A 25,849-nucleotide genomic window follows, 5' to 3' on the forward strand; every position below is an offset into this window, starting at 1 on the left:
AAATTCTGCTTGTACAACTTAGGTACAGGAAAACTTTTTTATTCACTAACAAACCGTCAAACTAGAGCCTGTATCATGCGAATGGGGCAGCATGGCTTGAAAGCCGGTATTCAGCGCTCTGCGCCTGTCCGAACTCACCCCTGACATTAACTCGTGAGACGATGCGGGCTGATCCCGCCAACATGGAGGTCTGTAGTGTTACTACCGCGCCTGAAAGCTCGATTGAGCCATTGGCTTGCGCTCATTTTGCTACTGGTGGCAATGCCGGCCCTGGCTCAACAGGCAGAGACCACAGCGAGCGACACCGCCAGCGACACGATGGCCTACTCTACCCTGGCCGACCTACTCGAGAATGACGCCACCCGCCAGCGCCTGATCGGGCAGTTACGCACCCTGGCAAGTGATGACGCTGGCGCAAGCATCGAGGCTCCCGGCGAGCTTGCCGCACAGGAAGCCGCCGGCGAACCCACCCCGGCCGATACTTCCCTAGCCCGACGTCTAGCCGAAACCACCAGCGGAGTCGCCAGTGACCTGGGGCAACAATTCACCGCCCTGACCCATGCGCTGAGCACCCTTTTTACGTCGGCCGATCCCGATGCGGGGCCACAAATCAGTATGGCCGAGATCACCGATGCGGCCCTGAACCTGGCATTGGTCATCGTTGCGACCTTTGCCACCTTCGTGATACTACGCAGCCTGGCGAGGCCGCTATTCAGCCGGGTCAGTCATTGGTCACAGCATAGCGGCGGTCGCAGCCCTCTGTTACGCATCATCCTTGCCGTAGCGTTCGCCGCCCTCATCGATGTCGTCGTCGTGGCACTGGCCTACGTCGGTGGCAACCTGATCGCCACCTTCGCCATCGGCGAAACAGGCGAACTCTCGACACGCGCCTCGCTGTTCCTGAATGCTTTCCTGATCATCGAACTGATCAAGGCGGCAATCAGAATGCTGTTCTCGTCCCGCTACGAGGGCCTGCGCCTGCTGCCGGCCTCGACCCAGGAGGCTGCACACTGGAACCGCTGGCTGGCGACACTGACCGGCTTCGTAGGCTACGGCATGCTGGTCGTGGTTCCTATCGTCAATTTCTACCTCTCGTCCGCGCTGGGGCGCGGCATCGGCCTGGTCATCATGCTGCTGGCCTTCGTCTATGCGACCGTTTTCGTGTTGAAGAACCGGCTAAAGCTGCGCCATGCGCTGGAAGCGCGTGCCGCCAAGGCCAGCATGAGCGCCTCACGCGTCGCCCTGAACTTGTTGGCCAAACTCTGGCACTGGCTTGCCATCGCCTACTTCCTGGTCGTCCTGCTGCTGAGCATCGTACGCCCCGAGGATGCGCTGCCCAGCGTCATGCTGGCGACGTTGCAGACGCTGATCATCGTCGGCATCGGCCTACTGCTCTCCGGGGTGCTGACCCAGTTGATCGGCAAGCGCATCACGCTTTCCGATGACCTGCGCCGCAAGCTGCCCAAGCTCGAGGTGCGGTTGAACGCCTATATCCCTACCTTTCTCAAGGTGATCCGCGCCATCATTCTGATTACGGTGGTACTGCTGGTTCTGAATGCCTGGGGCGTATTCGATCTGGCCGCCTGGTATGCCACCGATGCCGGTGCGGGCACGGTCAGCAAGCTGATCGACGTGATCATCATCCTGGTCGTGGCAGCCGCATTGTGGATCGCTCTGGCCAGCCTGATCGAGCATCGCCTGAGTCCCGAGACCGGCACCGGCGAGCCTTCCGCCCGCGCCAAGACGCTGCTCAGCCTGTTCCGCAATGCCTTGGCCATCGCCTTGATCACCATGACCGGCATGATCGTGCTGGCCGAGATCGGCATCAATATCGGGCCGCTGATCGCCGGTGCCGGGGTGCTGGGCCTGGCCATCGGCTTTGGTGCACAGAAGCTGGTACAGGACATCATCACCGGCATCTTCATCCAGGTGGAGAACGCCATGAACACCGGCGACGTGGTCTCGGTGGGCGGCATCACCGGCACGGCCGAGCGCCTGAGCATCCGTTCGGTGGGCATTCGCGATCTGTCCGGCACCTACCACATCGTGCCGTTCTCCAGCGTCGATACCGTCTCCAACTACATGCGTGAGTTCGGCAACCACGTCGGCGAATACGGTATCGCCTACCGCGAGAACATCGACCATGCCATCGAGCATTTGCAGGCCGCTTTCGAGGAACTCAAGACCAGCGAGGAATTCGGTCATAAGCTCTTGGCGCCGCTCACCGTGGCGGGGGTCACCGCACTGGCCGACAGTTCGGTCAATATCCGCGTGATCATCAAGACAACGCCCGGCGACCAGTGGGGCGTGGGGCGCGCCTACAACCGTCTGGTCAAGATGCACTTCGATGCCGCCGGCATCGAGATCCCGTTCCCGCATACCACGCTGTACTTCGGCGAGAACAAGGACGGTACGGCACCGCCGGCCCATCTACGCCTAGCCGAGGATCGTCGTCAGGCGGTGGAGGCCCAGCCGGAGCAGCCCGACACGTCGGGTACCGAGACCTACCGGGTCAACGATCCCTCCCACCGCAAGCCGGATGCGGACGACGTGGACGCCCCCCAGGCACGCTGAACGCGTCGCCTGAACGAAGAGTGACCCGAAAGAGGAGAGAAAAAGGGCTGCCGATTCGGCAGCCCTTTTGCATGGCGCACGGTGCCGCCATGACGAACGTTGCAGCAGCATAAAAAAAGGCGCCATGCGGCGCCCAGGAGAGCAAAGCGAATGTCGGACTAGCGGTTGCTGTCGCTGGGTTGCGGCAGCGCCGGCAACGACTTGTCGAGCAGCTCGACACTCTGACGATAATAAAGCTGGCTCTTGTTGTGCTCGCCCAGGTTGGCGAACAGCCGCGCTAGCTCTGCACACACCACACCGCTCGGGCGCTGGCGCTGACTGGCCTCGAAGTATTCCTGCGCCTTGCCCCAGTAGGCATTGCGCAAAGACAACCGACCCAGGGTCAACAGCAGATCGGGATCGTTGGGGCGTTCCTGCAACCATTTCTCGGCGTAGGCCAACTGGCGCCCGGGATCGACGTTGAGCAGTCCGTAGCGTAGCACCAGGCGGCTGTCCCAGCGCTCCTTGAGCGAGTGGCGCAACAACCGCTCGGCGATACCCTCCTCCTTGCCGCGCACCAGCGCTTCGGTATACAGCCCTACCAGCTCGACATCGCTGCGCAGGTGATCGGGCATGTCTGCCCATAGGTTGCGGACCCGCTCGACATCGCTGGGGTGACGCGCCGCCTGAAGGATAAGCTCGCGATAGGCGCGCTGCTCCAGCTCGTGGCGCTCCTCCTGCGTGACCAATTGCTGACGGGCCATGCGCGGCATCAGCCGGCGGATGCCTTCCCAATCGTTGACGCTCAGATAGGCCTGCTTGAGCAGCTTGAGCACCTGCGGATGCTCGGGCAGTTGCTTCTCGAGGCGCGTCAGCGTCGCCAGCGCTTCCTCGAACTGCTGGCGGTCGAGCATCAGCTGGGCCTGAACCATGCCGACGGCGGTATCGGCGCCTTCGGTGCTGTTGTGCGCACGGCGCAGCAAGGTATCGGCTTGCTCGTAGCGCCCCTGATAGTGTGCGGCCAGCGCGGCGGACAGGTAGTTGACCAGTGGCGTACTGGAGTCGTCCGCCGCCTTGGTCAATGCCTTTTCGGCGCGTTTCCAGCGCCCTTCGGCCAACGCCACCAGGCCACGCACGGTACGACGCATGGCATTGCGGTTGCGGTTGCGGCTGTTCCAGACCTTGAGACGACTGACCGGGCGGCGCATGCGCGTCAGCAGGCGCAGCACGAAATGCAACACCACGAATACGGCCAGCAGCACCACGAGTCCGAACCAGAACGAGGTCTGGAAGGACGTATCGCCTACACGCACCAGCCAGTAGCCGGGCAGCGACTGCATCAGCTGACCCAGCAAGGCACCTAGGGCCAGGCCGATAACGACGATGAGTATCAGCTTTCTCATGCGTCACCATTCCCGCCGCCTTGGCGACGTGTCATGAAATCTCGCAGGGCCTGCAGCGACTCGCTGATATCAGGCAGCTCGGGACGAATCGTCTTGTCCATCAATGAGCGCAGCGTGTCCAGGACCTGCTGGACGCCATCGCTGTCGGTGTCGTAGTAGCCCTCGATCAGGGTGATCGCCTTCTCCAGGCTGGCACGATAAAGCTCGGGGTTTGCCTGGAGCAGCGCCAACTGGGCCTGCTCGAGCTGCAGCCGCACGTTCTGGCGCAGGTAGGACTCTTGCTCCGGCGTCATCAGGGCTTCCAGGGCCTGATCATGACGACGCACGACGACCAACTCCTTGATCTCCTGCCACAGACGCGACAGTTGCTGCTGCCAGGCACCCTCGACCGTGGAAGTGTCGCCTCCCTCGGCGGCGATCTGTTCGATGTCCTGCTGCAAGGGCAGCTTGGCAAGCTGCTGCTGTTGCGCCATCAATTGCAGGTAGAGCCCCGTACGGTCGATGTTGGGCACCGATTGCAGCTCACCCAGCTCGGATTGAATGGCGCGCCGCACCGGAGTTAGCGCCGGGTTGTCGGCCTGAGCCAGGCGCTCATCAGCGGTACGCAGCAGTGAGATCGCTCCATTCACGTCACGCTCGAGTTGCAAGCGCTGATTGGCCAGGCGCAACAGATACTCGACTTCGGAAAACAGCCACTCGTTGGGATCGGTCTCTTGCTCCTCGGCCAGCTTCGCCAGCACGTCGTCGAGCGTCTGGTTCACCTCCTGGCGATATTGCTGCATCTCGTTGCGCAGGTCCTGCACGGCCTGCTGGCGCTGCTGATCGCGCCCACTGAGTTGCGAACGCAGCTCTTCGATGGCATCGGCGTTGTCACTGGTGCTGCTCTGGACCTGCGACAGTTGGGAAAGCCGTGCCTGCTGAGCCTGCAGCTTCTGCCAGCCCCACCAGCCGGCGAGAGCGGCGATCAGCGCCAGCAGGATGACCAGGACCAGCGCCGCGATGCCGGCCTTGCCGCCGCTTCCCCCACTGTGACCTCCTGCACGGCGAGGAGCAGCCGTACCTGCACTACCGCCACCTGGCGTGGCGGTAGTGCTGCCAGGAACCGGCTTGGAATCCGTCTCCTTGGGTTTGCCGCCGGGCTTGGCAGGACCATTGCTACCTGTGCCCGTCTTTGCCGGTTCCGGCTTGGCGTCCTGAGACTTACCTGGCTTGGCATCCTGGCCCTTGGTCGCTCCTGAAGGCGTACTGCCCGTCACCGGGCGATTGGCGTCTGGCTTCGCCGGCTTGGCAGTATCCGCCCCTTCGCCCTTGTCGTTCTTTTCCGGTGTCGACGCACTCTGGCCGCTACCGGACTGGGCTGCCGCCCCCTTGTCCGTGGCCGGTTCCTTCGCGGCGTCGCCTGGGGATTCGCCCTTTCCCGCGCCGGAAGGCGCACGTTGTTCGTCCTGATCGTGCTCTTGCTTGCTCATCTGTTGCTAGCCCTTTTCAAGATCATCATGATCGGCGCCATCCAGGTTACAGGCGTCGGCCACGGCTGCCGCCAGGGCGGCCGGCGTGGCGCCTTGCGCCACATGAAGACGCAAATAGCCCAGCGTGTGGGCCAGTGTAGCCAAACGCTGACTAGAAACGATTAGCGGTTGGTTCAACGCCTTGGCAGGACACCATCCTGCCAGATGTTCGAGCAATTCGCCGCTAGTCACCACCAATGCAGAAAAATCACCTTGTTTCAGATATTGCGCGCCCGGTCCATCAGGCTCAACCGGCGTACGTCGATACAGCGCCAGCCGGGTCAGCCTCGCTCCTCGCTGGGCCAGGCTATCCGCCAGCATGGTGCGGCCTCCTTCACCGGCTACCAACAACACACGTTGCTCGTTCAGGCGCTGCAACGACGGCAGGCGCAACAAGGCTTCGCTACTGTTGTCTACGGTATCCGCCGGCGGAAGATGAACACGCACACCGAGGGTTTCATGCAGCACCTTGGCCGTGCCCGCCCCCACCGCGTAGAAGCTAGGCCCCTGTGGCAGTTGGGGCCAGTAGCGGTCGATTCCTGCAGCAAGACACTCTGCCGCAAAGGGGCTGATCACCACGACGCGCTGAAAAAGGTCGAAGTCGAGCCACGCCTGGCGTGTCTCCGGCGATTCAGGCAAGGCCTCCAGCCGTAGCGCCTCAACCGGCAACGCCTCGACACCCATGGCCTCGAGCGCCTGACGCAACGGCTGCGCGCGCTTGCCCGGGCGTGTGATCAGTACCCTGGGGGTCGATGCCATCAGTACTCGCCGTAGACCTGAGCCAGGATATCGCCAGCGCCCTGGTCGAGCAGGTCCTCGGCGACCCGGATGCCCAGTGTCTCGGGTTCGCTGGCCGAGCCTCGCCCTTCGGCGCGCAGCACTTTCGAGCCATCCGGCATGCCGACCAGCGCGCGCAGCCAGAGCGTATCCCCCTCGAGTATGGCATGGCCGGCGATAGGCACCTGGCAACCGCCTTCGAGCCGCGTGTTCATGGCCCGTTCGGCGCGCACCCGAGTCGCCGTCTCAGGGTGATCGAGGGGCGTCAGCAATGCCAGCAACTCCGGCGCATTGGTGCGGCACTCGATGCCCAGCGCGCCCTGGCCGCAGGCCGGCAGGCAGATTTCCGGCGGCAGTTCCATGGTGATGCGGTCACTGAGCTCCAGACGGCGTAGCCCGGACGTCGCCAGGATGATGGCATCGAACTCACCGGCATCGAGTTTGCCCAGGCGAGTCTGCACGTTGCCGCGCAGCGTGAGCACCTGCAGGTCGGGACGCGCCTCGCTGACCTGCAGGCCCCGGCGCAAGCTCGACGTGCCTACGCGGGCGCCCTTGGGCAGGTCATCGAAACTGGCATAGCGGTTGGAGACGAAGGCATCGGTAGGCTCGGCGCCTTCCAGGATGACCGACAACCCCAGCCCTTCGGGGAAATGCATCGGCACGTCCTTCATGGAGTGCACGGCAATATCGGCGCGACCGTCGATCATCGCCTCCTCGAGCTCCTTGACGAACAGGCCCTTGCCGCCGACCTTGGCCAGCGGCGTATCGAGAATCTTGTCGCCCCGGGTGGACATCGCAACCAGCTCCACCTCGAGACCCGGATGCAGCGCCATGAGGCGGTCGCGCACATACTCGGCCTGCCAAAGGGCGAGCAGACTCTTGCGCGTGGCGATACGAAGCTTGGTGATGGCGGACACGTCAGTCTCCCTGCAATGGAATGGACGGCGTTCGCGCCGACACGATAGGCGACCATGGTCATGGCCCATTGCCTTTCATCATAAAGCAGTCGCGAAGCAAGGAAAAATCGCTACCTGCATTGCCTCCGCCCGGCCTCGCCAGTGGCGCCGACTCTGGTACACTCATTGCTTTCAGTGACAATGCAGGACGCCTACGCCCGATGAGCCAGCAGACCAACCAGTCATGGGGTGGCCGCTTTAGCGAACCCACCGACGCTTTCGTCGAGAAATTCACCGCCTCGGTGGATTTCGACCGTCGCCTCTATCATCACGACATCCGCGGCTCGGTTGCCCATGCCACCATGCTCGAGCGGGTCGGCGTGCTGACCGCCGACGAGCGCGACGCCATCATTGGCGGCCTTGCCGAGGTCGAGCGCGAGATAGAAACCGGCGAGTTTCCGTGGTCGGTCAAGCTCGAAGACGTACACATGAACGTCGAGGCGCGCCTGACCGAAAAGATCGGGATTACCGGCAAGAAGCTGCATACCGGTCGGTCGCGCAACGACCAGGTGGCCACCGATATCCGTCTCTATCTGCGCGACGAGATCGACGCCATCGATGCCGAACTGGCCCGCCTGCGCCATGGCATGATCGAGCTGGCCGACAGCCAAGCCGACACCATCATGCCCGGCTTCACTCACCTGCAGACCGCCCAGCCGGTGACCTTCGGCCATCACCTGCTGGCCTGGCAGGAAATGCTCGCCCGCGACCACGAGCGCCTGCGCGACTGCCGCAAGCGGGTCAACGTGATGCCGCTGGGCGCGGCGGCCCTGGCCGGCACCACCTATCCCATCGATCGTCACGTCACGGCCGAACTGCTGGGCTTCGAGCGTCCCGCCGAAAACTCGCTGGATGCGGTCAGCGATCGCGATTTCGCCATCGAGTTCACCGCTTTCGCCAGCCTGCTGCTGATGCACCTGTCGCGCATGAGCGAAGAATTGGTGCTGTGGACCAGCGCCCAGTTCGACTTCATCGATCTGCCCGATCGCTTCTGCACCGGCTCCTCGATCATGCCGCAGAAGAAGAACCCCGACGTGCCCGAACTGGTGCGCGGCAAGACCGGGCGCGTCTATGGTCACCTGATGGGTCTGCTGACGCTGATGAAATCGCAGCCGCTGGCCTACAACAAGGACAACCAGGAAGACAAGGAACCGCTGTTCGACACCCTGGATACCGTCAAGGGTTGCCTCAAGGCATTCGCCGACATGGTGCCGGCCATCGAGGCCAAGGCGGACAACATGCGCGAAGCGGCCCGGCGCGGTTTTTCCACCGCCACCGACCTGGCCGATTACCTGGTGCGCAAGGGCGTGGCCTTCCGCGACGCTCACGAGATCGTCGGCCAGTCCGTGGCCTACGGCATCGCCCAGAAGAAGGATCTCTCCGAGATGAGCCTGGATGAACTCCGCCAGTTCTCGGATGTCATCGGCGACGATGTCTTCGAGGTATTGACCCTGGAAGGCTCGGTAGCCGCACGCAACCATATCGGCGGGACCGCGCCGAATCAGGTTCGCGCCGCTGCGCAGCGCGCGCGCGACGCCCTGCAGGCCATGACGGGAGAAGACTGAGATGCGCTCACGCTCGGCCCTGGCCGCGCTCTTGTTGGCACTGGCCCTGCTTGCCGGCTGCGGCCAGAAGGGCCCGCTCTACCTGCCGGGTGACGAGGAAGCCGCAGAAACCTACGACCCGGCGGGCAGCTACGAAAGCCAGCCCGAAGAGAGCCAGTCCGAGGCTGGCCAAGACAACGCTTTAGACGCCGGCGACACCGCATCGTCCGGCGCCAGGGAATGACGATGGACCATTTCGAATATCGCGACGGCGTGCTCTACGCTGAAGACGTCCCGCTCGCCCAGATCGCCGAACGCTTCGGCACGCCCTGCTACGTCTACTCGCGAGCGACGCTCGAACGCCACTACCGGGCCTATGCCGAGGCACTGGGCGGCCATCCGCACCTGATCTGCTACGCGGTCAAGGCCAATTCCAACCTGGCCGTGCTCAACCTGCTCGCCCGCCTGGGTGCCGGCTTCGACATCGTCTCGCAGGGCGAGCTCGAACGCGTGCTGGCTGCCGGCGGCGATCCGGCCAAGGTAGTATTTTCCGGGGTCGCCAAGCAGGCCGACGAGATGACCCGTGCACTGGACGTCGGCATCAAGTGCTTCAACGTCGAATCACTGGCGGAACTCGAGCGACTGAATGCCGTCGCTGCCAGCCTGGGCAAGATCGCCCCGGTGTCGCTGCGCGTCAATCCCGATGTCGACGCCCGCACCCACCCGTACATTTCCACCGGACTCAAGGCCAACAAGTTCGGCATCGCCATCGACCAGGCAGTGGACGTCTACGAACGCGCCGCGGCCCTGCCCCACGTCGATCCGGTGGGCATCGACTGCCACATCGGCTCGCAGCTCACCGAACTGTCGCCGTTCCTGGACGCGCTGGATCGCCTGCTGGTATTGCTCGACCGGCTCAAGGAGCGCGGCATCCATATCGACCATCTCGACCTGGGCGGCGGTCTCGGCGTGCCCTATCAGGGCGAGAAGCCCCCGGCGCCGTTCGACTACGCCCGTGCCCTGCTCGAGCGGCTCTCGGCGTGGGATGGCGAGCGCAACCTGACCCTGCTGTTCGAACCGGGACGCTCGATCGCCGCCAACGCCGGCGTACTACTGACCCGGATCGAGTACCTCAAGCCCGGCGAGACCAAGAACTTCGCCATCGTCGATGCCGGCATGAACGACCTCATCCGGCCGTCGCTCTACCAGGCCTGGCAGGCGATCATCCCGGTCGACACCCGCGCACCGCGCGACGCCGCGACCTACGACGTGGTCGGCCCGGTCTGCGAGACGGGTGACTTCCTGGGCAAGGATCGCGAGCTGGCCGTGGAGGCCAATGATCTGCTGGCGGTACGCTCGTCTGGGGCCTACGGCTTCGTCATGGCCTCGAACTACAACAGCCGCCCGCGCCCGGCGGAGATCATGGTCGATGGCAACCGCACACACCTGGTACGCCGCCGTGAACGTCTCGAGGACCTGTGGGCCGGAGAAACGCTGTTGCCGGAGACGCGCTGATGCTGCTGCATTTCACCAAGATGCACGGGCTGGGCAACGACTTCATGGTCGTCGATCTGGTCACCCAGCGGGCGCGCTTCGATGAGGCATGCATCCGTCAGCTCGCCGATCGTCATTTCGGTATCGGCTTCGATCAGCTGCTGGTCGTCGAGCCACCACGCGACCCCGACATGGACTTTTGCTACCGCATCTACAACGCCGATGGCAGCGAGGTGGAAAACTGCGGCAACGGGGCGCGCTGCTTTGCGCGCTTCGTCAGTGATCAGCGCCTGACCCACAAGCGCGAGATCCGCGTCGAGACCCGGGGCGGTCCGCTGACCCTGACGATCGAGGACGACGGCCGGGTGCGCGTGAACATGGGCGCGCCGCGCTTCGCCCCGGCCGAGGTCCCCTTCGATGCCGCCGAGGATCGTCCGCTGCATGATCTGGAGGTCGACGGCGAGGCGCTGCAGGTCGGCGTGGTGTCGATGGGCAACCCCCATGCCGTCCTCAGGGTCGACGATGTCGACAGCGCACCGGTGGAACGGCTGGGGCCGGCAATCGAGTCTCATCCGCGCTTTCCGCGCCGGGTCAACGCCGGCTTCATGCAGGTCGTCTCGACGCATGCGGTTCGTCTGCGCGTCTTCGAACGCGGCGCCGGCGAAACGCTGGCCTGCGGCACCGGCGCCTGCGCCGCCGTTGCCAGCGGCATTCGCCAGGGCCTGCTGGAGAGCCCGGTGGATGTCGAGCTTCCCGGCGGTACGCTGACCCTGGAGTGGGCCGGCGACGGCGAGCCCCTGTTCATGACCGGCCCCGCTGTGCGGGTGTTCGACGGTCGAGTGCCGCTCGGCTGAGTGCCGTGCGATCACGAGGTAACCATCATGTCCCAAGCCCAAGCCCCCGATCCCCGTCAGTCGCTGTCCCCGGAAGCGGTGGCTCGCTGGCTGGCCCGGCATCCCGATTTCTTCGTCGGGCGCGAAGGGTTGCTACAGCAACTCAAGGTGCCGCATCCGGAAACCCAGGGTGCAATCTCACTCCTGGAGCGCCTGGTCCTTGACCTGCGCGAACGGGCCGAAGGCGCCGAGTGGCGCCTCGAACAGTTGCTGGAGTCGGCCCGCCACAACGAGTCGCAATATCGGCGCACCCGCGAACTGATCCTGGCACTCCTCGAGGCCGAGAGCAGCGATGCACTGGGTCAGGCCTTGGCGACCCAGCTTTCCGAACGCTTCCGGACTCAATCGGTGGCGCTGTGGTGCGCTCCCAGCCTGACCGATTGCGAACCGCAGCCGCCCCAGCCGCCGCGTTTCATACTCGACGATGCCGCCGGAACCCGGCTCGCCGCCCTGCTCGATGGCCGCACCAGCCGCTGCCGGCGCCTGTCGCGCAAGGACTGGCAGCGCTTGCTACCGCACATCGAGCCCCCGGCTCAGGCAGGTTCCTGCGCGCTGACCCGATTGTCGCTCGGCGAACCGTTCGGCTACCTGATCCTGGCCAGTCACGACACCGAGCACTTTCGCGCCAGCCTGGACACGCTGTTTACCGAGTATCTCGGCGATGTCGTGGTGCGTCTGATGGTGCGGTTGACCCAAGACCAGTGAGACAGGTGAGCTATGCATGAGGCCGTCGAACGCTTTCTGGCCCACTTGGCGCAACAGGCCAGCCCTGCGACCGTGGACGCCTACCGCCGTGACTTGGCGGCACTGCAGGCCTACCTTGTGGAGCAGGGTGTCAGCGAGTGGCAGGCACTCGATGCTGCGCTGGTACGGCGCTTCCTGGCCCGCGAGCGCAGCCGCGGCCTGGCCCCGCGCAGTCTGGCCCGGCGCCGTGCCGCCCTGTCACGCTTCGCCGAGGCGCTGATGCAGCAAGGAGTATTGCCGCTCAATCCCGTCAAGCTCGTGCGTACGCCCCGTCAGCCGCAACATTTGCCACGTCCCGTGGATGTCGATCAATTGGCCCGCTTCCTCGATGTCCCGCACGATGAGTCACCACTGGCGATTCGTGACCAGGCCATGCTCGAGCTGTTCTACTCGTGCGGCCTGCGCCTGGCCGAACTCGCTGCACTGAACCTCGCCAGCCTCGATGCACGCCGCGTACGGGTGCTGGGCAAGGGCAACAAGCCGCGTCAGGTTCCCGTCGGCCGGCGTGCCCGCCAGGCACTGGACGCTTGGCTCGCGGTGCGGGGAGAGTTCGCCGGGGCAGAAGAACCTGCGCTGTTCGTCGGCCAACGCGGCCGACGCCTTGGCCATCGCGCCATTCAGCAACGCCTGGCCGAAAGCGCCGTCTCCCGCGGCCTGCCGGAGCATTTGCACCCGCACCGCCTGCGCCACTCGTTCGCCAGCCACCTGCTGGAATCCAGCCAGGACCTGCGTGCCGTTCAGGAGCTGCTGGGCCACGCCAACCTGGCCACCACTCAGGTCTATACCCGGCTTGACTGGCAGCACCTGGCCAGTGCCTACGATGCCGCCCACCCACGCGCCCGCCGCCAGCGTCAAGCGCCCGGCGGCGACCCAACCGCCTGAGGTCCACGCCATGTCCCCCATCGACACCCTGACCTTCGATCTCGACGACACTCTCTGGGACAACCATCCGATAATGGAGCGCGCCGAGCGGGAACATCATGCCTGGCTCGACGATACTTTGGCTGTATGGCTCGACGAGACCGTAGTCGACGAGGCCCTGCGCCGGTTGGGCCGCTATGGCGAAGGCTATACGCTGGAACATTACCTGCAGCGCCGCCTGGACGTGGCCCGACGGCATCCGCTGCGGCGCGGCGACTTCACCTGGCTGCGCGAGCGCGCATTGATCGAATTGCTCGAGGAATTCGGTCTGCCGCGCAGTGCCGCTCATCTCTGGGCAGCCGCAGCCATCGAGCGCTTCCTGACCCTGCGCCACGAACTAACGCCCTACCCCGAAGTCGTGCCGATGCTCGACGCACTGCGGACACGCTATGGACTGGCAGCCATCACCAATGGCAACGCCGACCTCAGGCGCCTGGAACTCGCCCATCACTTCTCGGTGATCATTGCCGCCGGTGAAATGCTCACGCCCAAGCCCGATGCAAGGCCGTTTCTGGCGGCGCTGGCGCGCCTGGGCAGCACCCCGTCACGGGCGCTGCATGTCGGCGATTCGTGGAACGAGGATGTCTTGCCTGCCTGGCGACTGGGGATGCGTGTGGCCTGGATCGACAAGCGCGGCGAAGATCCAGGAACACTTCCAGACGGAGTCTACCGGCTCGCCCATGTGCGCGAGCTACCTGCGCTACTCGAGCGTCTCGGATAGCGAGGGCGCTAGCCAAGCGTCCAGACGCGCCCTAGCCTCATCCAGTCCTTGCTTCTTCAATGCCGAGAACAGCTGGACGCTGACCAGGTCCTCCCACTCACGCAGGCGCTGACGCACCTGCAGCAGGCTGCTCTTGGCCGCCCCGGGCTTGAGCTTGTCGGCCTTGGTCAACAGGATATGTACGGACATGTCCTGTTCGTCGGCCCAGCCCAGCATCATCTCGTCGAATTCGGTCAATGGATGACGTACGTCCATCAGCAGCACCAGCCCTTGCAACGACGCACGCCGCTGCAGATAGTCCGCCAAGTGACGCTGCCACTCGAGCTTGACCTTCTCGGGCACCTTGGCGAAGCCGTAGCCGGGCAGGTCGACCAGCCGGCTCTGGGTGTCGTCGCCCACGCTAAAGAAATTGATCAGTTGGGTGCGACCCGGCGTCTTGGAGGTGCGGGCCAACGCCTTCTGTTGAGTCAGCGCATTGATCGCGCTGGACTTGCCGGCATTGGAGCGCCCGGCAAAGGCGACCTCTCGGCCATCGTCGGGCGGGCACATCGCCAAGGTCGGCGCACTGGTCATGAAACGGGTAGCGTGGTAGTTGAGGCGGGTCACGGCGAGTCTCTTCCTGGCTAAGCGGCGAGCAGCGGTGGGGGGGCCATCATGGGCCAAGTGCGGCAATTTGGCCGCATTCACGCCACCGGGGGGATTCGATATACTGCCCCAGCAATGATGTCGCCCTGGGCCGGGCTAGTGTACCACCCGGTACACGGCAGTCGCGAACGCTTGGTGCATTGACGGTTTTGGCACGCAAGCCTCCCAACCAGACAAAACATAATCAAACGGCATAGTGGATTAGCGATGAGAAAGTTACTGGCAAGCCTGGCTATCACTCTGGGTCTGGTGGGCGCAGCTCACGCTCAGGTCGAGGGCAACCCTTCCGCGGGCCGCGAAAAGGCCCAGGTCTGCGCGGCCTGCCATGGCCAGCAGGGCATCAGCGCAGCGCCGACGTTTCCCAACCTGGCGGGCCAGCAACCCAACTATCTATTCAAGCAGATCGTCGACATTCGCGACGGCGTGCGTCCGGTGCCGCAGATGGCCGGCATCGTTGACAATCTCAGCGATCAGGACATTGCCGACCTGGCCGCCTACTTCGCCAACCAGCCCGCCAGTCTGGGCCAGGCCGATCCCGAGCTCGCCCAGCGCGGCCTCGAACTCTACAAGGCCGGCAGCCTCGCCAAAGGCATCCCCGCCTGCATGGCCTGCCACACGCCGACCGGCGAAGGCATCGACACGGCCCGCTACCCGGCGCTATCCGGCCAGCATCCCGAATACACCGTGACCACGCTCAAGGCGTTCGCCAGCGGCGAGCGCGACAACGACCCCAACGCCATCATGCGCGACATCGCCTCCAAAATGAGCGATAGCGACATGGAAGCCGTGGCCAACTATGTGTATGGCTTGAACTGAACCCCACCCGCTTCACGTACCTCATTCCACAAGGCGGCCGGGGCCGCCTTGTGCCGTTCCGGCCTGGGAACCGCCTCGTAGGTTCGCGTTCAAAGACGATATCGGTCACAGGCACAGCCCCTGGGCCGAGATTCTGATACCTTTAGGCAGAGAACCGTTAAGTACATCAAGGAGACGTGGCACATGCTGAAACACTGGATCGCAGTGATTGCCGGGCTTGGCCTTTCGACGATGGCCATGGCCGCCCCGGTCGCGGGCGAGGATTACCAAGTGCTCGACGAGCCGGTGGAAACCAGTGTCGACGAGGGGCAGATCGAGGTGACCGAGGTTTTCTGGTACGGCTGCCCACACTGCTACAACCTGGAAGATCCGCTCAATGCCTGGGTGGCCGAATTGCCGGAGGATGTGACCTTCCAGCGCTTGCCGGCAACCATGGGCGATGTCTGGACGACCCACGCCACGGCCTTCTATGCTGCCCAGCAGTTGGGCATTCTCGACAAGCTCCATGGCGATTTCTTCGACGCCATCCACCAGGACGGGCGCAAACTCGCCGATGCCGACGAGATCGCCGAATTCTTCAGCAACTATGGCGTGAGCGAACAGCAAGCCAAGGATGCGCTGACCTCGTTCGGCGTCAAGAGCCAGATCAACCGGGCCCACGCCAAGATGCGCGCCTACAAGCTGATGGGCGTACCGGCATTGGTCGTCGATGGTCGCTACGTGATTACCCCCAGCAGTGCGGGCAGCCTCGAGAACATGCCGCAGATCGCCGGCGCCCTTGTCGAGCAGGTGCGTAGCGAACGCAACAACCAGGGAGAGTGACGCGATGCACGCGCGTGCCATCCATAAAGGCCGTGCAGACACGCTGCGCCTGCTGACGTACAACCTGCAGGTCGGCATTCATACATCGGCCTATCATCACTACATCACCCGCAGTTGGCAGCACTTGCTGCCCCACGCCAAGCGACAGGGAAGCCTTGACCTGCTCGGTGAGGTGCTTGGCCGCTTCGACATCGTCGGCCTCCAGGAGGTCGACGGTGGCAGCTTTCGCTCGGGAAACGTCAACCAGGTGGAGTACCTCGCCCACCGTGCGGGCCTGCCCTTTCACTATCAGCAATTGAACCGTAATTTGGGTCGTGTGGCCCAGCACAGCAATGGCCTGTTGTCGCGCATGACGCCGGACCATGTCGAAGAACACCGGCTGCCCGGCACCCTGCCCGGCCGCGGTGCCATCCATGCCCGCTACGGCGAAGGACCCGATGCCCTGCATGTGTTCGTCGCCCACTTGGCATTGAGCCACCGTGGCCGCGTGCGCCAGCTGGACTATCTCAGCGAGATAATTATGCCGCTGAAGCACGTCGTGGTCATGGGCGATCTCAACTGCACGCCGGACCAATTGAATTCCCACTCACGGTTCTGTACTTCATTGCCGCTGCATCCGGTACGCCCATTGCTGAGCTATCCCTCCTGGCAGCCGAGCCGAGCCCTGGACCACATTCTCCTGTCGTCTTCCCTCGAGGCAGGCGAGATCATGGCGCTGGATCCGCTGGCTTCCGACCATTTGCCGTTGGCCGTGGACATTCAACTTCCCGACGCCTGTCGCCAGGCCATTCCCGCGTTGTCAGACCAATGAACCATTGCCCTGACGATGGCCAGCGTTCACGCTAGCGTAGATTTTGCGTGAAGCGCGGCCATCGCCACCATCACGGCCACAAGCCGGACTGTGCGAAGATAGGCCCCCTGGCGTGTCGAGCGACTGCCGTTCTGGGCAGTGGCATGACGTTCCAGCAAAATAACGGCGCAAAACGCCAAGACTGAGAGGGTTCCATGAATCGTGCTTCGTCCGTGCCGGCCCCCCTGGCCTGGATCGACATCGTCACCGAGCGGTTGGGCAAGGCGCTTGCCTGGCTGATTCTCGCGATGATGCTGATCCAGTTCCTGATTGTGGTGCTGCGCTACATCTTCAATTTCAATAGCATTTCCATGCAGGAATCGGTCATGTACATGCATGCCTTGGTCTTCCTGCTCGCCGCTGCCTACACCTTGAAACACGATGGTCACGTCCGCGTCGATATTTTTTATCGGGGCTTTTCGGCACGTCGCAAGGCGTGGGTCGACCTGTTCGGGACACTTTTTTTGCTGTTCCCGGTGATGGTTTTCATCTTCGTCTCGAGCCTGGGCTATGTCGGCAAGTCATGGGCCATCCTCGAAGGCTCACCCGACACCGGCGGCATTCCCGGCGTGTTCCTGCTCAAGACGCTGATTCCCGCGTTTGCCGGGCTGATGATCTTGCAGGGTATCGCCGAACTGATCCGCAACGCCCTGATCATTGCCGGGCGCATCACGCCGCCAGCCCATGACGACGGCCACCTCGAGGAGCGCGTGTAATGTTCGACTACATGGCGCTCGTGCTGTTTGCCGTCATTTGTATCGTGCTGATGTTCGGGTATCCCGTTGCGTTGTCGCTGGCCGGAACTGCGCTGGCCTTCGCCGGCCTGGGCCTAGGGCTGGATGCCCTCGGCATCGATGCCAACTTCGATCCTGCGTTCCTGTCTGCCTTGCCCAACCGCCTCTACGGCATCATGTCCAACTCGACGCTGCTGGCCGTGCCACTGTTCGTACTGATGGGCGTGCTGCTGGAAAAGTCCAAGGTCGCCGAGACCCTGCTCGACGCCATGGCGCTGCTGTTCGGCTCGCTGCGCGGCGGCCTGGGCATCTCGGTGACCATCGTCGGCATGATGCTGGCGGCGTCCACCGGTATCGTCGGTGCCACGGTGGTCACCATGGGGCTGCTGTCGCTGCCGACCATGCTCAAGCGCGGCTATAGCCAGTCGCTGGCCACCGGCACGATCTGTGCCACCGGCACCCTCGGCCAGATCATTCCGCCTTCCATCGCCCTGGTGCTGCTCGGCGACGTACTCTCTTCCGCCTATCAGCAGGCGCAGTTGTCGATGGGTATCTTCAGCCCCAAGACCGTCTCGGTGGGCGATCTGTTCATGGGCGCCATCGTCCCGGGTCTGATCCTGGTCGTGCTGTACATCATCTACGTCGCCGTCGTGGCCTGGCTCAAGCCTTCCGCCGCGCCCCCCGCCGATCGCGAGGAACTGATGGCAGAGCTCGGTCATCAGGGCAGCCTGTTTACCCTGCTGCTCAAGGGCCTGGTACCACCGATCGTACTCATCATCGCCGTGCTGGGTTCGATCCTCGGCGGTTTCGCCACGCCCACCGAGGCCTCGGCGGTGGGTGCCTTCGGCGCACTGGTTCTGGCCCTGGCCTACCGTAAGCTGGATTTCGCCACCCTCCAGGAAGTCGTGCGCTCGACGACTCACGTCACCACCATGGTGTTCCTGATCCTGATCGGTGCCGCACTGTTTTCGCTGGTGTTCCGCGCCTACGGCGGCGAGGAACTGGTCGTGCACCTGTTCGACAACATGCCCGGCGGCGTGATCGGCGCAACGATCATCGTCATGCTGGTGATCTTCCTGCTCGGCTTCATCCTCGACTTCATCGAGATCACCTTCGTGGTGGTGCCGATCGTCGGTCCGGTGCTGCTGGCCATGGGCCTCGATCCGATCTGGCTGGGCATCATGATTGCCATCAACTTGCAGACCTCGTTCCTGACGCCGCCGTTCGGCTTTGCGCTGTTCTACCTGCGCGGTGTGGCGCCGGACATGGTGCCCACCACGGCGATCTATCGTGGCGTCGTTCCCTTCATCGTGTTGCAGTTGGGCATGCTGGTCGCCCTGGCCTTCGTGCCGGAGCTGGCAACCTGGCTCCCAGAGCAGTTCTAAGGGGGAACGATCCAGACCGATTGTATGTGCCGGCGGTGAGCATCCACTCATCGCCGCACGATGACCACCCTAGGCGCACGCTGCGCTCAACGACACAATAAGGGGAAATGCGCTATGCAACTCAAGTCTCTTGCCGCCGTCATCGCCATGGCCAGTGCCGCCACCGGACTGGGCCTGGCGACTGCCCTCGATAACCCTGCCCACGCGCAGGAGGATACCTACAAGTGGAAGATGGTCACCTCGTGGCCGAAGAACTTCCCGGGTGTCGGCCAGGGGCCGGAGCGCCTGGCCGAACTGGTCGACAAGATGTCCGATGGCCGCCTGACCATCGACGTCTACGGCGCTGGCCAGCTGGTGCCGGGCTTCGAGGTCTTCGATGCGGTTGCCGAAGGCACCGCCGAGCTGGGCCATTCCGCCTCCTACTACTGGAAGGGCAAGGCTCCGGCCGCGCAGTTCTTCGCGGCCGTGCCGTTCGGCATGAACGCCCAGGAAATGAATGCCTGGCTGCAGTATGGCGGCGGTATCGAACTCTGGAACGAGCTGTACGACCAGTTCGGTGTCGATGTCATGACCGCCGGCGCATCCGGCGTCCAGATGGGTGGCTGGTTCAACAAGGAGATCAATTCGGTCGCCGATCTCGACGGACTCAAGATGCGCATGCCGGGCCTCGGTGGCGAAGTCATGGACCGCATGGGCGTAGCCATCGTCAACATGCCCGGCGGCGAGATATTCACCTCCCTGCAGTCCGGCGCCATCGATGCCACCGAATGGATCGGACCGTACAATGACCTGGCCTTCGGTCTGCATCAGGCGGCGGATTACTACTACTATCCGGGCTGGCACGAGCCGACCGTGATGTTCGAGGCCATCGTCAACGAGGAAGCCTACGACTCGCTACCGGCCGACTTGCAGGCCATCCTCAAGACCGCCGTGCATGACGTGAACCTGTCGGTGCTCAACGAATACACCGCACGCAACAACGACGCCTTGCAGACGCTGGTCGAGGAGCATGGCGTCGAGCTGCGCCGCTTCCCCGATGACGTGTTGGCCGAAGCCAAGAAGCACTCTCACGATGTCGTCGCCGAACTGGCCGAGACGGACGAAATGGCCAAGAAGATCTACGACTCGTACAGCGCCTTCCAGGACAAGGTCGAAAATTACCATGCCATTTCCGAGCAGGCGTACTACAACGCCCGCAAACCGGACGGCGACACTACCACGAGCCAGCAGCAGTAAAGCCAGGTTCGTTTCGATCACCGGGCCCGCTGAGCGGGCCCGGTTTTTTTTAGGCTCATGCCTAGCCCGACAAGGTACCCATGATCCGCACCCACTCGATCATCGGCGCCGGATAGATGCCCAGCAGGACCACCAGCAGCGCCAGCCCCAGCACAACCATCCCACCGGCGCGTACGCCCCAGTCATTGGGCGCATCACGACTCTGCATCCCCGGCTCGACCAGATACAGCGTGACCATTACCCGCAGGTAATAGTACAGCCCGATGGCGCTGCCCACGACGATGCCGCCGACCAGCCACCAGCGACCGGCCTCGACGCCCAGCGCGATGATGTAAAACTTGCCGATGAAGCCCGCCGTGAAGGGAATGCCGGCCAGTGACAACATGGTCACGGTGAGCACTGCTGTCAGGTAGGGACGCCGCCAGAACAGGCCGCGATAGTGGTGTAGCCCCGCAGCATCGCTGCCGCCATAGGGACTCGACAGCAGGGTTACCACCCCGAATGCGCCGAGCGTGGTGATCAGATAGGTGACGAGATAGACGGCGCCGGTCTCCGCCGCCAGCCCGTCGCCGACCACCAGCGCGACCAGCAGATAGCCGAAGTGGGCGATCGACGAATAGCCCAGCAGGCGCTTGAGGTTGGACTGGGTCAACGCCAGCAGGTTGCCGACCAGCATGGTGATCAGCGCAAGGACCGCCAGCACGTCATGCAGCCAGGCATCCTGAAAGGCCGGCGCCGACAGCACCAGGCGCAACAGCACGATGAACACCGCCACCTTGCTGGCCGAGGCGAGAAACGTCGCCGCCGGTCCCGGCCCGCCCTCGTAGACGTCCGGCGTCCACAGGTGAAACGGCACCACCGACAACTTGAAGCCCAGTCCCACCAGCATCAGCCCGGCACCGGCCAGTCCCCAGGCACCAACCCCCTCGACGAGGCCCGCCGACAGGCCAGCCAGGTCCAGACGGCCAGTCTGGGCATACAACAGCGCCATGCCGAACAGCAGAAACGCCGTGCCCGCCGCCGACAGCACCAGGTATTTGATGCCGGCCTCCAGCGAGCGACGCTCGTGGAAGGTATAGGCGAGCATGCCGTAGAGCGGCATCGACAGCAGTTCGAGACCGAAGAACAGCGTGGCCAGATGCTGGCTGGCCGACAGCACCAGTCCACCGGCGGCGGCGCACAGCAGCAACAGATAGAACTCTTCGCGCGGGCCTTGGTAGTGCTCCAGATAGGCGTGGGCCAGCGTGGCGCAGGCCAGCGACGAGACGAGAATCAGCACGGCGGCGAACATCGCCAAGCCATCCACGGCCAGCAGCGGCGTCTCGAGCGGCGCCACCTGCCACACGATGAGCAGCGACAGTAGCGCCAGGTTGAGTCCGACGACAGTAGCGACCGCGGTCCCAGCGTGATGGCGTCGCCAGGCGATCCCCAGCATCACCGCGATGGCCGTGATACAGACCAGAATCAACGGCAGCAGCGCAACGAGGTGCGTCAAGGTCAGTGTCATGCGACCCCCATCGGCAGCGTGGTGATGAGCGTGTCAGCGGCGCCGAACAGACGCTGTACCTCGAGCATGGCGGCGTCGGTGGTATTGAGCAGCAGCTGCGGATACAGGCCGAACAGCAGTACCAAGGCCAGCAGACCCAGCATCATGAGGAATTCGCGTCGATCGAGCCCGGCAAGCGGCGCGTCGTCCTGGGCGGGTCCGAAGTGTATGCGCTGCATCAGCAGCAGCGAGTAGATGGCCGCCAGGACCAGCCCGGCGCTGGCGATCGCCACCACCCACGGGGCCACCGGGAAGCTACCGAACAGCACCATGAACTCGCCGACGAAGTTGGCCGTGCCCGGCATGCCCAGCGACGCGGCAACGAAACATAGCGAGAACCCGGGCAGGCTGCCCAGGCGCCCCCACAGCCCCCCCATTTCGCGCATATCGCGGGTATGCAGGCGTTCGTAGAGCTGGCCGCTGAGAATGAATAGCCCGGCTGCCGAGAAAGCGTGCGCCACCATCAGCATGACCACGCCCTGCAGGGCCAGTTCGGTGCCGGCATAGATGCCGATCAGCACGAAGCCCATGTGCGAGATACTGGTGTAGGCGATCAGCCGCTTGACGTCGTGCTGGCCGCAGGCCAGTACCGCCCCGTAGAAGATGCCGATCAGGCCCAGCGCCATGGCCACCGGGGCGAAGGCCTGCGAGGCCTCGGGAAACAGCGGCAGGGCGAAGCGCAGCATGCCGTAGGCGGCGGTCTTGAGCAGAATGCCCGCCAGATCGACGCTGCCCGCAGTCGGCGCCTGGGCATGCGCATCGGGCAGCCAGCCGTGCAGCGGCACTACCGGCAGCTTGACCGCAAAGGCAATGAAGAAGCCCAGCATCAGCCACATCGCCAAGCCGTCGGACAGTGGCGTGTTGCGCAAGTCATCGTAGCTGAACGAGTACACGCCGGTGTTGGCGTGGTGGACGAACACCAGGCCCAGGATCGCCACCAGCATCAGCAGCCCGCTGGCCTGGGTATAGATGAAGAACTTGGTGGCGGCGGTGATGCGCGTCTTGCCTTCCGAACCGCTGTGCCCCCACAGGGCGATCAGGAAGTACATCGGCACCAGCATCATTTCCCAGAAGAAGAAGAACAGGAACAGGTCGATGGCCAGGAACACACCGACCACCCCGCCGAGGATCCACAGCAGGTTGAGATGGAAGAAGCCGACACGGCGCACGATCTCGTTCCAGGAACACAGCACCGCCAGCACGCCGAGAAAGCCGGTCAAGGCGATCAGCACCAGCGACAGGCCATCCAACGCCAGATGCAACTCGATACCGAAGCGGGGAATCCACGCCGCCCGCCATTCCATCGACCAGCGCACCGCCTCGCTGGAAGCGGTCGGATCGGGCAGGTGATACTCGCCCTGAAACCACAGCCCGAGGGTGATCAGCAGTACCAGCCCCATGGTCCCCAGCGCAATCCAGCGCGGGGCCATCTCGCCCCAGCGCTCCGCCTTCCAGCACAGCAGCCCGCCAATGAAGGGAATCAGAATCAGCCAGACCAGCGTCATAGGTGTCGCATTCCTTGTCGTCTTGTCATCACGGCTCCCCCAGCGGCGTCGGTATGCAGGCCGACACTACGCCCCCAAAGTCAATAACAGCACTACCACAGTGGCGCCGATCACCATCGAGGTGGCATACCAGCGCAGCCGCCCGGTCTGCGTTCTCGATAGCCCCCGGTGCATTACTCCCACCAGCCAGGCAACTCGACTGCCGGTTCGGTCGATGGGGTCACCGCGCAGCCTAGCCACCATCCCCTGGTACGGACGCACCAGGGTGCGGTCGAAGAAGGCGTCGAACCCCCAGGCGGTGTACCACAACGTGCGTAGCCGCGCGCCCCAGCCCTGGGCGACCTGATCCCGCAGCCACGCCCGCCGAACCAGGAACAGCCACATCCCGAGCGCGATGCCCGCCAGGGCAACCCCGGCCGCCACGATCTCGAGCGTAGTGTGCGACGCTCCATGTCCGGCCTCTTCCGCCATCGGCAGCACGCCTTCCAGCGGCGGCGTGATCCAGGCACCCAGAAATGTCGAGAGCACCGCCAGCACCACCAGCGGCACGCCATGCACCAGGCCGCGCCCGGGTTCGGCATGCCGGGCCTTGTCGCTCTTCGGCTCGCCATGGAAGGTAGTGACGATCAGCCGCACGGTATAGATAGAGGTCAGGAATGCACCGATCAGCCCCGCCAGCAACAACCCGCCGTGGCCGGTCAGCAGCGCCTGAAAGAGGATTTCGTCCTTGCTGTAGAAACCGGCGGTAACCAGCGGCAGCGCGGCCAGCGCCGCCCCACCGATCACGAACCCGGCGTAGGCCAGCGGCAGGCGGCGCCACAGCCCACCCAGACGGCGCATGTCCTGTTCGTGGTGGCAGCTGACGATCACCGCCCCGGCAGAGAGGAACAGCAGCGCCTTGAAGAAGGCGTGGGTCATCAGGTGGAAGATGGCGGCATCGAAGGTGCCCGCACCCAGGGCCAGGAACATGTAGCCGATCTGGCTCATGGTCGAATAGGCCAGCACGCGCTTGATGTCGGTCTGCGCCAGGGCGGCGAAGCCGGCCAGCAGCAGGGTCAGCGCTCCGATCACCCCGGTCAGATAGAGCACGTCCGGCGCCAGCAGGAACACACCATGCAGCCGGGCGATCAGGTAGACCCCGGCGGTGACCATGGTCGCCGCATGGATCAGCGCCGAGACCGGCGTGGGGCCGGCCATGGCATCGGCCAGCCAGGTATGCAGCGGCAGTTGCGCCGACTTGCCCAGCGCGCCGCCCAGCAGAAGCAGGGCCGCCAGTTCCACCGTGGCGTCGCCCTCGGCCCAGACTTGCGGCGCCCGCTCGAGCAGCTCGGCAATATCCAGCGTGCCCAGTTCGCGAAACAGCAGGAACAGGCCGATAGCCAGAAACACGTCGCCGATGCGCGTGACGATGAACGCCTTGAAGGCGGCCCAGCCATTGGCCGCGGTCTGGTAGTAGTAGCCGATCAGCAGGTAGCTGCACAGGCCGACCCCCTCCCAGCCGAGGAACAGCAACAGCAGATTATCGCCCAGCACCAGCAGGATCATGCTGAACACGAACAGGTTCATGTAGGCATAGAAGCGCGTGATGCCACTCTCGCCGTGCATGTACCAGGCCGCGAACAGGTGAATCAGGAACCCCACGCCGGTAATGATGCCGAGCATGGTCAGCGACAGGCCATCCAGGGCCAGGCCGATGGTGGGCTGGAAGTCGCCGACGGCGATCCAGGTCCACAGCGTCACCTCGTAGACGCCCGGTGAGGCCAGGTAGGTCCAGGTCAGCAGTGCCGTGACTACAGCGGCCAAACCGACGCTCGACACACCGATCCAAGCACTGTCCACGCCCCCCAGCCGGCCACGGGACAACGCCAGGATCAGCGTGCCCGCCAGGGGAAACAGGAAGGTCAGAGGCAGAAACAGCGACATCGGCAGCTCCATCATCCTTGCATCCGGCTGGCGGCATCGATATCCAGCGTCTTGAAGCGATGGTACAACTGGATCAGTAGCGCCAGCCCCACACTGGCTTCGGCCGCCGCCAGGGTGATTACCAGCAGAAACATCGCCTGGCCTTCGGGTTGCCCCCAGGCCGTGCCGGCGACGATGAAGGCCAGTCCCGCTGCATTGAGCATGATTTCCAGACTCATCAGCACGAACACCATGTTGCGTCGGACCATCAGCCCTACCAGTCCCAGCGCGAAGAGGACCGACGCCAGAATCAGGCCGTGCTCCATCGGAATGCCGCTCATGCCCCCTCCTTTCCGCTCGAATCGCGCCCTGACGCCTGCGGCGTGGACGACAACCGCCCCACGTGGGATGCCGTCACCAGCGCCGCCAGCAGCAGCATGGCGCCCAGCTCGACGATCAGCAGCCAGGGACCGAACAGCGTCGTCCCCACCGCCTTGGCGGTCAGCGTCTCGCCGGCAATCACCATACCGATGTCGCCCCGCCACAGCGTGACGATCAGCGTCGCCAGCAGCAGTGCAGCCAGTACCGCCGGCCCCCGCCAAGTGCCGGGGCTCATCCAGGCCTTTTCCTGGGCCACCACCGCCTCGCCGAGGTTGAGCATCATCACCACGAACACGAACAGCACCATGATCGCCCCGGCATAGACGATGATTTCCAGCGCCCCGGCGAACGGCGCGCCCAAGGAGAAGAACACCATCGCCACGCCGATCAACGAGACGATCAAATACAGCAGGGCGCGCACCGGGTTAGGATTGGTGATTACCCCCAAGGTTGCCAGCACCGCGACCAAGCCACTGAGGTAGAAAGCTACTTCCATGTCTTTTTCCTTAATCT

Annotated in this window: 24 protein-coding genes; 14 read left to right on the plus strand and 10 right to left on the minus strand. The window is 64.1% G+C overall.

From position 1 onward, the window contains the following. Window positions 1–261: 261 nt before the first annotated feature. Window positions 262–2,574: a mechanosensitive channel protein gene (gene ybiO / locus MHM84_RS06710; protein WP_239265273.1), complete on the plus strand. Its 2,313-nt coding sequence runs from the start codon at window positions 262–264 to the stop codon at window positions 2,572–2,574. A gap of 158 nt (window positions 2,575–2,732) precedes the next feature. Here ybiO and MHM84_RS06715 read toward each other — a convergent pair whose 3' ends face one another. Genes MHM84_RS06715 through hemC form a run of 4 tightly spaced genes read right to left on the minus strand, consistent with a single transcriptional unit; the run spans window position 2,733 to window position 7,158 of the window. After that, on the minus strand, window positions 2,733–3,956 hold the full coding sequence (locus MHM84_RS06715; protein ID WP_239264035.1) for a heme biosynthesis HemY N-terminal domain-containing protein: 1,224 nt from the start codon (window positions 3,954–3,956) through the stop codon (window positions 2,733–2,735). Next, complete coding sequence (locus MHM84_RS06720) at window positions 3,953–5,425, minus strand: uroporphyrinogen-III C-methyltransferase (protein ID WP_239264038.1); 1,473 nt, start codon at window positions 5,423–5,425, stop codon at window positions 3,953–3,955. Before MHM84_RS06720 ends, MHM84_RS06715 begins: the two co-directional genes overlap by 4 nt. A gap of 6 nt (window positions 5,426–5,431) precedes the next feature. Next, on the minus strand, window positions 5,432–6,223 hold the full coding sequence (locus MHM84_RS06725) for a uroporphyrinogen-III synthase (protein ID WP_239264041.1): 792 nt from the start codon (window positions 6,221–6,223) through the stop codon (window positions 5,432–5,434). Continuing rightward, complete coding sequence (hemC, locus tag MHM84_RS06730; RefSeq protein WP_343218279.1) at window positions 6,223–7,158, minus strand: hydroxymethylbilane synthase; 936 nt, start codon at window positions 7,156–7,158, stop codon at window positions 6,223–6,225. The genes MHM84_RS06725 and hemC overlap by 1 nt, the downstream gene beginning before the upstream one ends. 200 nt (window positions 7,159–7,358) lie before the next feature. Here hemC and argH point away from each other — a divergent pair, with 200 nt between their 5' ends. The 7 genes from argH to MHM84_RS06765 are packed head-to-tail and all read left to right on the plus strand — an operon-like array spanning window position 7,359 to window position 13,514. After that, a complete protein-coding gene (gene argH, locus MHM84_RS06735; protein WP_239264044.1) occupies window positions 7,359–8,762 on the plus strand; it encodes an argininosuccinate lyase in 1,404 nt (467 codons plus the stop codon). A 1-nt stretch (window position 8,763) separates the two neighbouring features. Continuing rightward, the gene (locus tag MHM84_RS06740) at window positions 8,764–8,985 is read left to right on the plus strand and encodes a lipoprotein (RefSeq protein ID WP_239264046.1); all 222 of its coding nucleotides are present in this window, start codon (window positions 8,764–8,766) and stop codon (window positions 8,983–8,985) included. Window positions 8,986–8,987: 2 nt separating this feature from the next. Beyond that, the gene (gene lysA / locus MHM84_RS06745) at window positions 8,988–10,256 is read left to right on the plus strand and encodes a diaminopimelate decarboxylase (protein ID WP_239264048.1); all 1,269 of its coding nucleotides are present in this window, start codon (window positions 8,988–8,990) and stop codon (window positions 10,254–10,256) included. Then, window positions 10,256–11,089 (plus strand): diaminopimelate epimerase, encoded by an 834-nt coding sequence (gene dapF / locus MHM84_RS06750; RefSeq protein WP_239264050.1) that lies wholly within the window; start codon window positions 10,256–10,258, stop codon window positions 11,087–11,089. Before lysA ends, dapF begins: the two co-directional genes overlap by 1 nt. Before the next feature lie 27 nt (window positions 11,090–11,116). After that, a complete protein-coding gene (locus MHM84_RS06755) occupies window positions 11,117–11,833 on the plus strand; it encodes a DUF484 family protein (RefSeq protein ID WP_239264052.1) in 717 nt (238 codons plus the stop codon). A gap of 12 nt (window positions 11,834–11,845) precedes the next feature. After that, a complete protein-coding gene (locus MHM84_RS06760) occupies window positions 11,846–12,754 on the plus strand; it encodes a tyrosine recombinase XerC (RefSeq protein ID WP_239264054.1) in 909 nt (302 codons plus the stop codon). Between the two features lie 10 nt (window positions 12,755–12,764). After that, on the plus strand, window positions 12,765–13,514 hold the full coding sequence (locus tag MHM84_RS06765) for an HAD family hydrolase (protein WP_239264057.1): 750 nt from the start codon (window positions 12,765–12,767) through the stop codon (window positions 13,512–13,514). Here MHM84_RS06765 and yihA read toward each other — a convergent pair. Then, a complete protein-coding gene (gene yihA / locus MHM84_RS06770; RefSeq protein WP_239265279.1) occupies window positions 13,494–14,087 on the minus strand; it encodes a ribosome biogenesis GTP-binding protein YihA/YsxC in 594 nt (197 codons plus the stop codon). The genes MHM84_RS06765 and yihA overlap by 21 nt on opposite strands. 279 nt (window positions 14,088–14,366) lie before the next feature. Between yihA and MHM84_RS06775 the strand changes: the two genes are divergently transcribed. From MHM84_RS06775 to MHM84_RS06800, 6 genes are all read left to right on the plus strand, one after another. Next, on the plus strand, window positions 14,367–14,975 hold the full coding sequence (locus MHM84_RS06775) for a c-type cytochrome (RefSeq protein ID WP_239264059.1): 609 nt from the start codon (window positions 14,367–14,369) through the stop codon (window positions 14,973–14,975). A gap of 183 nt (window positions 14,976–15,158) precedes the next feature. After that, window positions 15,159–15,797, plus strand: a complete 639-nt coding sequence (locus MHM84_RS06780) for a thiol:disulfide interchange protein DsbA/DsbL (protein ID WP_239264061.1) — start codon at window positions 15,159–15,161, stop codon at window positions 15,795–15,797. Window positions 15,798–15,801: 4 nt separating this feature from the next. Beyond that, on the plus strand, window positions 15,802–16,608 hold the full coding sequence (locus MHM84_RS06785) for an endonuclease/exonuclease/phosphatase family protein (protein ID WP_239264063.1): 807 nt from the start codon (window positions 15,802–15,804) through the stop codon (window positions 16,606–16,608). Between the two features lie 194 nt (window positions 16,609–16,802). Then, on the plus strand, window positions 16,803–17,363 hold the full coding sequence (locus MHM84_RS06790; protein ID WP_239264065.1) for a TRAP transporter small permease subunit: 561 nt from the start codon (window positions 16,803–16,805) through the stop codon (window positions 17,361–17,363). After that, window positions 17,363–18,766, plus strand: coding sequence for a TRAP transporter large permease subunit (locus MHM84_RS06795; RefSeq protein WP_239264067.1), 1,404 nt, complete (start codon window positions 17,363–17,365; stop codon window positions 18,764–18,766). Before MHM84_RS06790 ends, MHM84_RS06795 begins: the two co-directional genes overlap by 1 nt. 114 nt (window positions 18,767–18,880) lie before the next feature. Continuing rightward, window positions 18,881–20,002 (plus strand): TRAP transporter substrate-binding protein, encoded by a 1,122-nt coding sequence (locus MHM84_RS06800; RefSeq protein ID WP_239264069.1) that lies wholly within the window; start codon window positions 18,881–18,883, stop codon window positions 20,000–20,002. A gap of 61 nt (window positions 20,003–20,063) precedes the next feature. Here MHM84_RS06800 and nuoN read toward each other — a convergent pair whose 3' ends face one another. From nuoN to nuoJ, 5 genes are all read right to left on the minus strand, one after another. Beyond that, the gene (gene nuoN, locus MHM84_RS06805) at window positions 20,064–21,509 is read right to left on the minus strand and encodes an NADH-quinone oxidoreductase subunit NuoN (RefSeq protein WP_239264071.1); all 1,446 of its coding nucleotides are present in this window, start codon (window positions 21,507–21,509) and stop codon (window positions 20,064–20,066) included. Then, on the minus strand, window positions 21,506–23,053 hold the full coding sequence (gene nuoM / locus MHM84_RS06810) for an NADH-quinone oxidoreductase subunit M (RefSeq protein ID WP_239264073.1): 1,548 nt from the start codon (window positions 23,051–23,053) through the stop codon (window positions 21,506–21,508). The genes nuoN and nuoM overlap by 4 nt, the downstream gene beginning before the upstream one ends. 66 nt (window positions 23,054–23,119) lie before the next feature. Beyond that, the gene (gene nuoL / locus MHM84_RS06815) at window positions 23,120–24,976 is read right to left on the minus strand and encodes an NADH-quinone oxidoreductase subunit L (protein WP_239264076.1); all 1,857 of its coding nucleotides are present in this window, start codon (window positions 24,974–24,976) and stop codon (window positions 23,120–23,122) included. 11 nt (window positions 24,977–24,987) lie between these two features. Next, window positions 24,988–25,296: an NADH-quinone oxidoreductase subunit NuoK gene (gene nuoK / locus MHM84_RS06820; RefSeq protein WP_239264078.1), complete on the minus strand. Its 309-nt coding sequence runs from the start codon at window positions 25,294–25,296 to the stop codon at window positions 24,988–24,990. Further along, the gene (nuoJ, locus tag MHM84_RS06825) at window positions 25,293–25,832 is read right to left on the minus strand and encodes an NADH-quinone oxidoreductase subunit J (protein WP_239264081.1); all 540 of its coding nucleotides are present in this window, start codon (window positions 25,830–25,832) and stop codon (window positions 25,293–25,295) included. Before nuoJ ends, nuoK begins: the two co-directional genes overlap by 4 nt. Window positions 25,833–25,849: the final 17 nt, after the last annotated feature.

The organism is Halomonas sp. McH1-25, assembly GCF_022348165.1.
GTDB lineage: Bacteria > Pseudomonadota > Gammaproteobacteria > Pseudomonadales > Halomonadaceae > Modicisalibacter.

Coding starts and splice junctions, on each gene's coding strand:
- ybiO (WP_239265273.1), top strand. CDS start 262: ATGCCGGCCCTGGCTCAACAGGCAGAGACCACAGCGAGCGACACCGCC.
- MHM84_RS06715 (WP_239264035.1), bottom strand. CDS start 3,956: ATGAGAAAGCTGATACTCATCGTCGTTATCGGCCTGGCCCTAGGTGCC.
- MHM84_RS06720 (WP_239264038.1), bottom strand. CDS start 5,425: ATGAGCAAGCAAGAGCACGATCAGGACGAACAACGTGCGCCTTCCGGC.
- MHM84_RS06725 (WP_239264041.1), bottom strand. CDS start 6,223: ATGGCATCGACCCCCAGGGTACTGATCACACGCCCGGGCAAGCGCGCG.
- argH (WP_239264044.1), top strand. CDS start 7,359: ATGAGCCAGCAGACCAACCAGTCATGGGGTGGCCGCTTTAGCGAACCC.
- MHM84_RS06740 (WP_239264046.1), top strand. CDS start 8,764: ATGCGCTCACGCTCGGCCCTGGCCGCGCTCTTGTTGGCACTGGCCCTG.
- lysA (WP_239264048.1), top strand. CDS start 8,988: ATGGACCATTTCGAATATCGCGACGGCGTGCTCTACGCTGAAGACGTC.
- dapF (WP_239264050.1), top strand. CDS start 10,256: ATGCTGCTGCATTTCACCAAGATGCACGGGCTGGGCAACGACTTCATG.
- MHM84_RS06755 (WP_239264052.1), top strand. CDS start 11,117: ATGTCCCAAGCCCAAGCCCCCGATCCCCGTCAGTCGCTGTCCCCGGAA.
- MHM84_RS06760 (WP_239264054.1), top strand. CDS start 11,846: ATGCATGAGGCCGTCGAACGCTTTCTGGCCCACTTGGCGCAACAGGCC.
- MHM84_RS06765 (WP_239264057.1), top strand. CDS start 12,765: ATGTCCCCCATCGACACCCTGACCTTCGATCTCGACGACACTCTCTGG.
- yihA (WP_239265279.1), bottom strand. CDS start 14,087: ATGACCAGTGCGCCGACCTTGGCGATGTGCCCGCCCGACGATGGCCGA.
- MHM84_RS06775 (WP_239264059.1), top strand. CDS start 14,367: ATGAGAAAGTTACTGGCAAGCCTGGCTATCACTCTGGGTCTGGTGGGC.
- MHM84_RS06780 (WP_239264061.1), top strand. CDS start 15,159: ATGCTGAAACACTGGATCGCAGTGATTGCCGGGCTTGGCCTTTCGACG.
- MHM84_RS06785 (WP_239264063.1), top strand. CDS start 15,802: ATGCACGCGCGTGCCATCCATAAAGGCCGTGCAGACACGCTGCGCCTG.
- MHM84_RS06790 (WP_239264065.1), top strand. CDS start 16,803: ATGAATCGTGCTTCGTCCGTGCCGGCCCCCCTGGCCTGGATCGACATC.
- MHM84_RS06795 (WP_239264067.1), top strand. CDS start 17,363: ATGTTCGACTACATGGCGCTCGTGCTGTTTGCCGTCATTTGTATCGTG.
- MHM84_RS06800 (WP_239264069.1), top strand. CDS start 18,881: ATGCAACTCAAGTCTCTTGCCGCCGTCATCGCCATGGCCAGTGCCGCC.
- nuoN (WP_239264071.1), bottom strand. CDS start 21,509: ATGACACTGACCTTGACGCACCTCGTTGCGCTGCTGCCGTTGATTCTG.
- nuoM (WP_239264073.1), bottom strand. CDS start 23,053: ATGACGCTGGTCTGGCTGATTCTGATTCCCTTCATTGGCGGGCTGCTG.
- nuoL (WP_239264076.1), bottom strand. CDS start 24,976: ATGTCGCTGTTTCTGCCTCTGACCTTCCTGTTTCCCCTGGCGGGCACG.
- nuoK (WP_239264078.1), bottom strand. CDS start 25,296: ATGAGCGGCATTCCGATGGAGCACGGCCTGATTCTGGCGTCGGTCCTC.
- nuoJ (WP_239264081.1), bottom strand. CDS start 25,832: ATGGAAGTAGCTTTCTACCTCAGTGGCTTGGTCGCGGTGCTGGCAACC.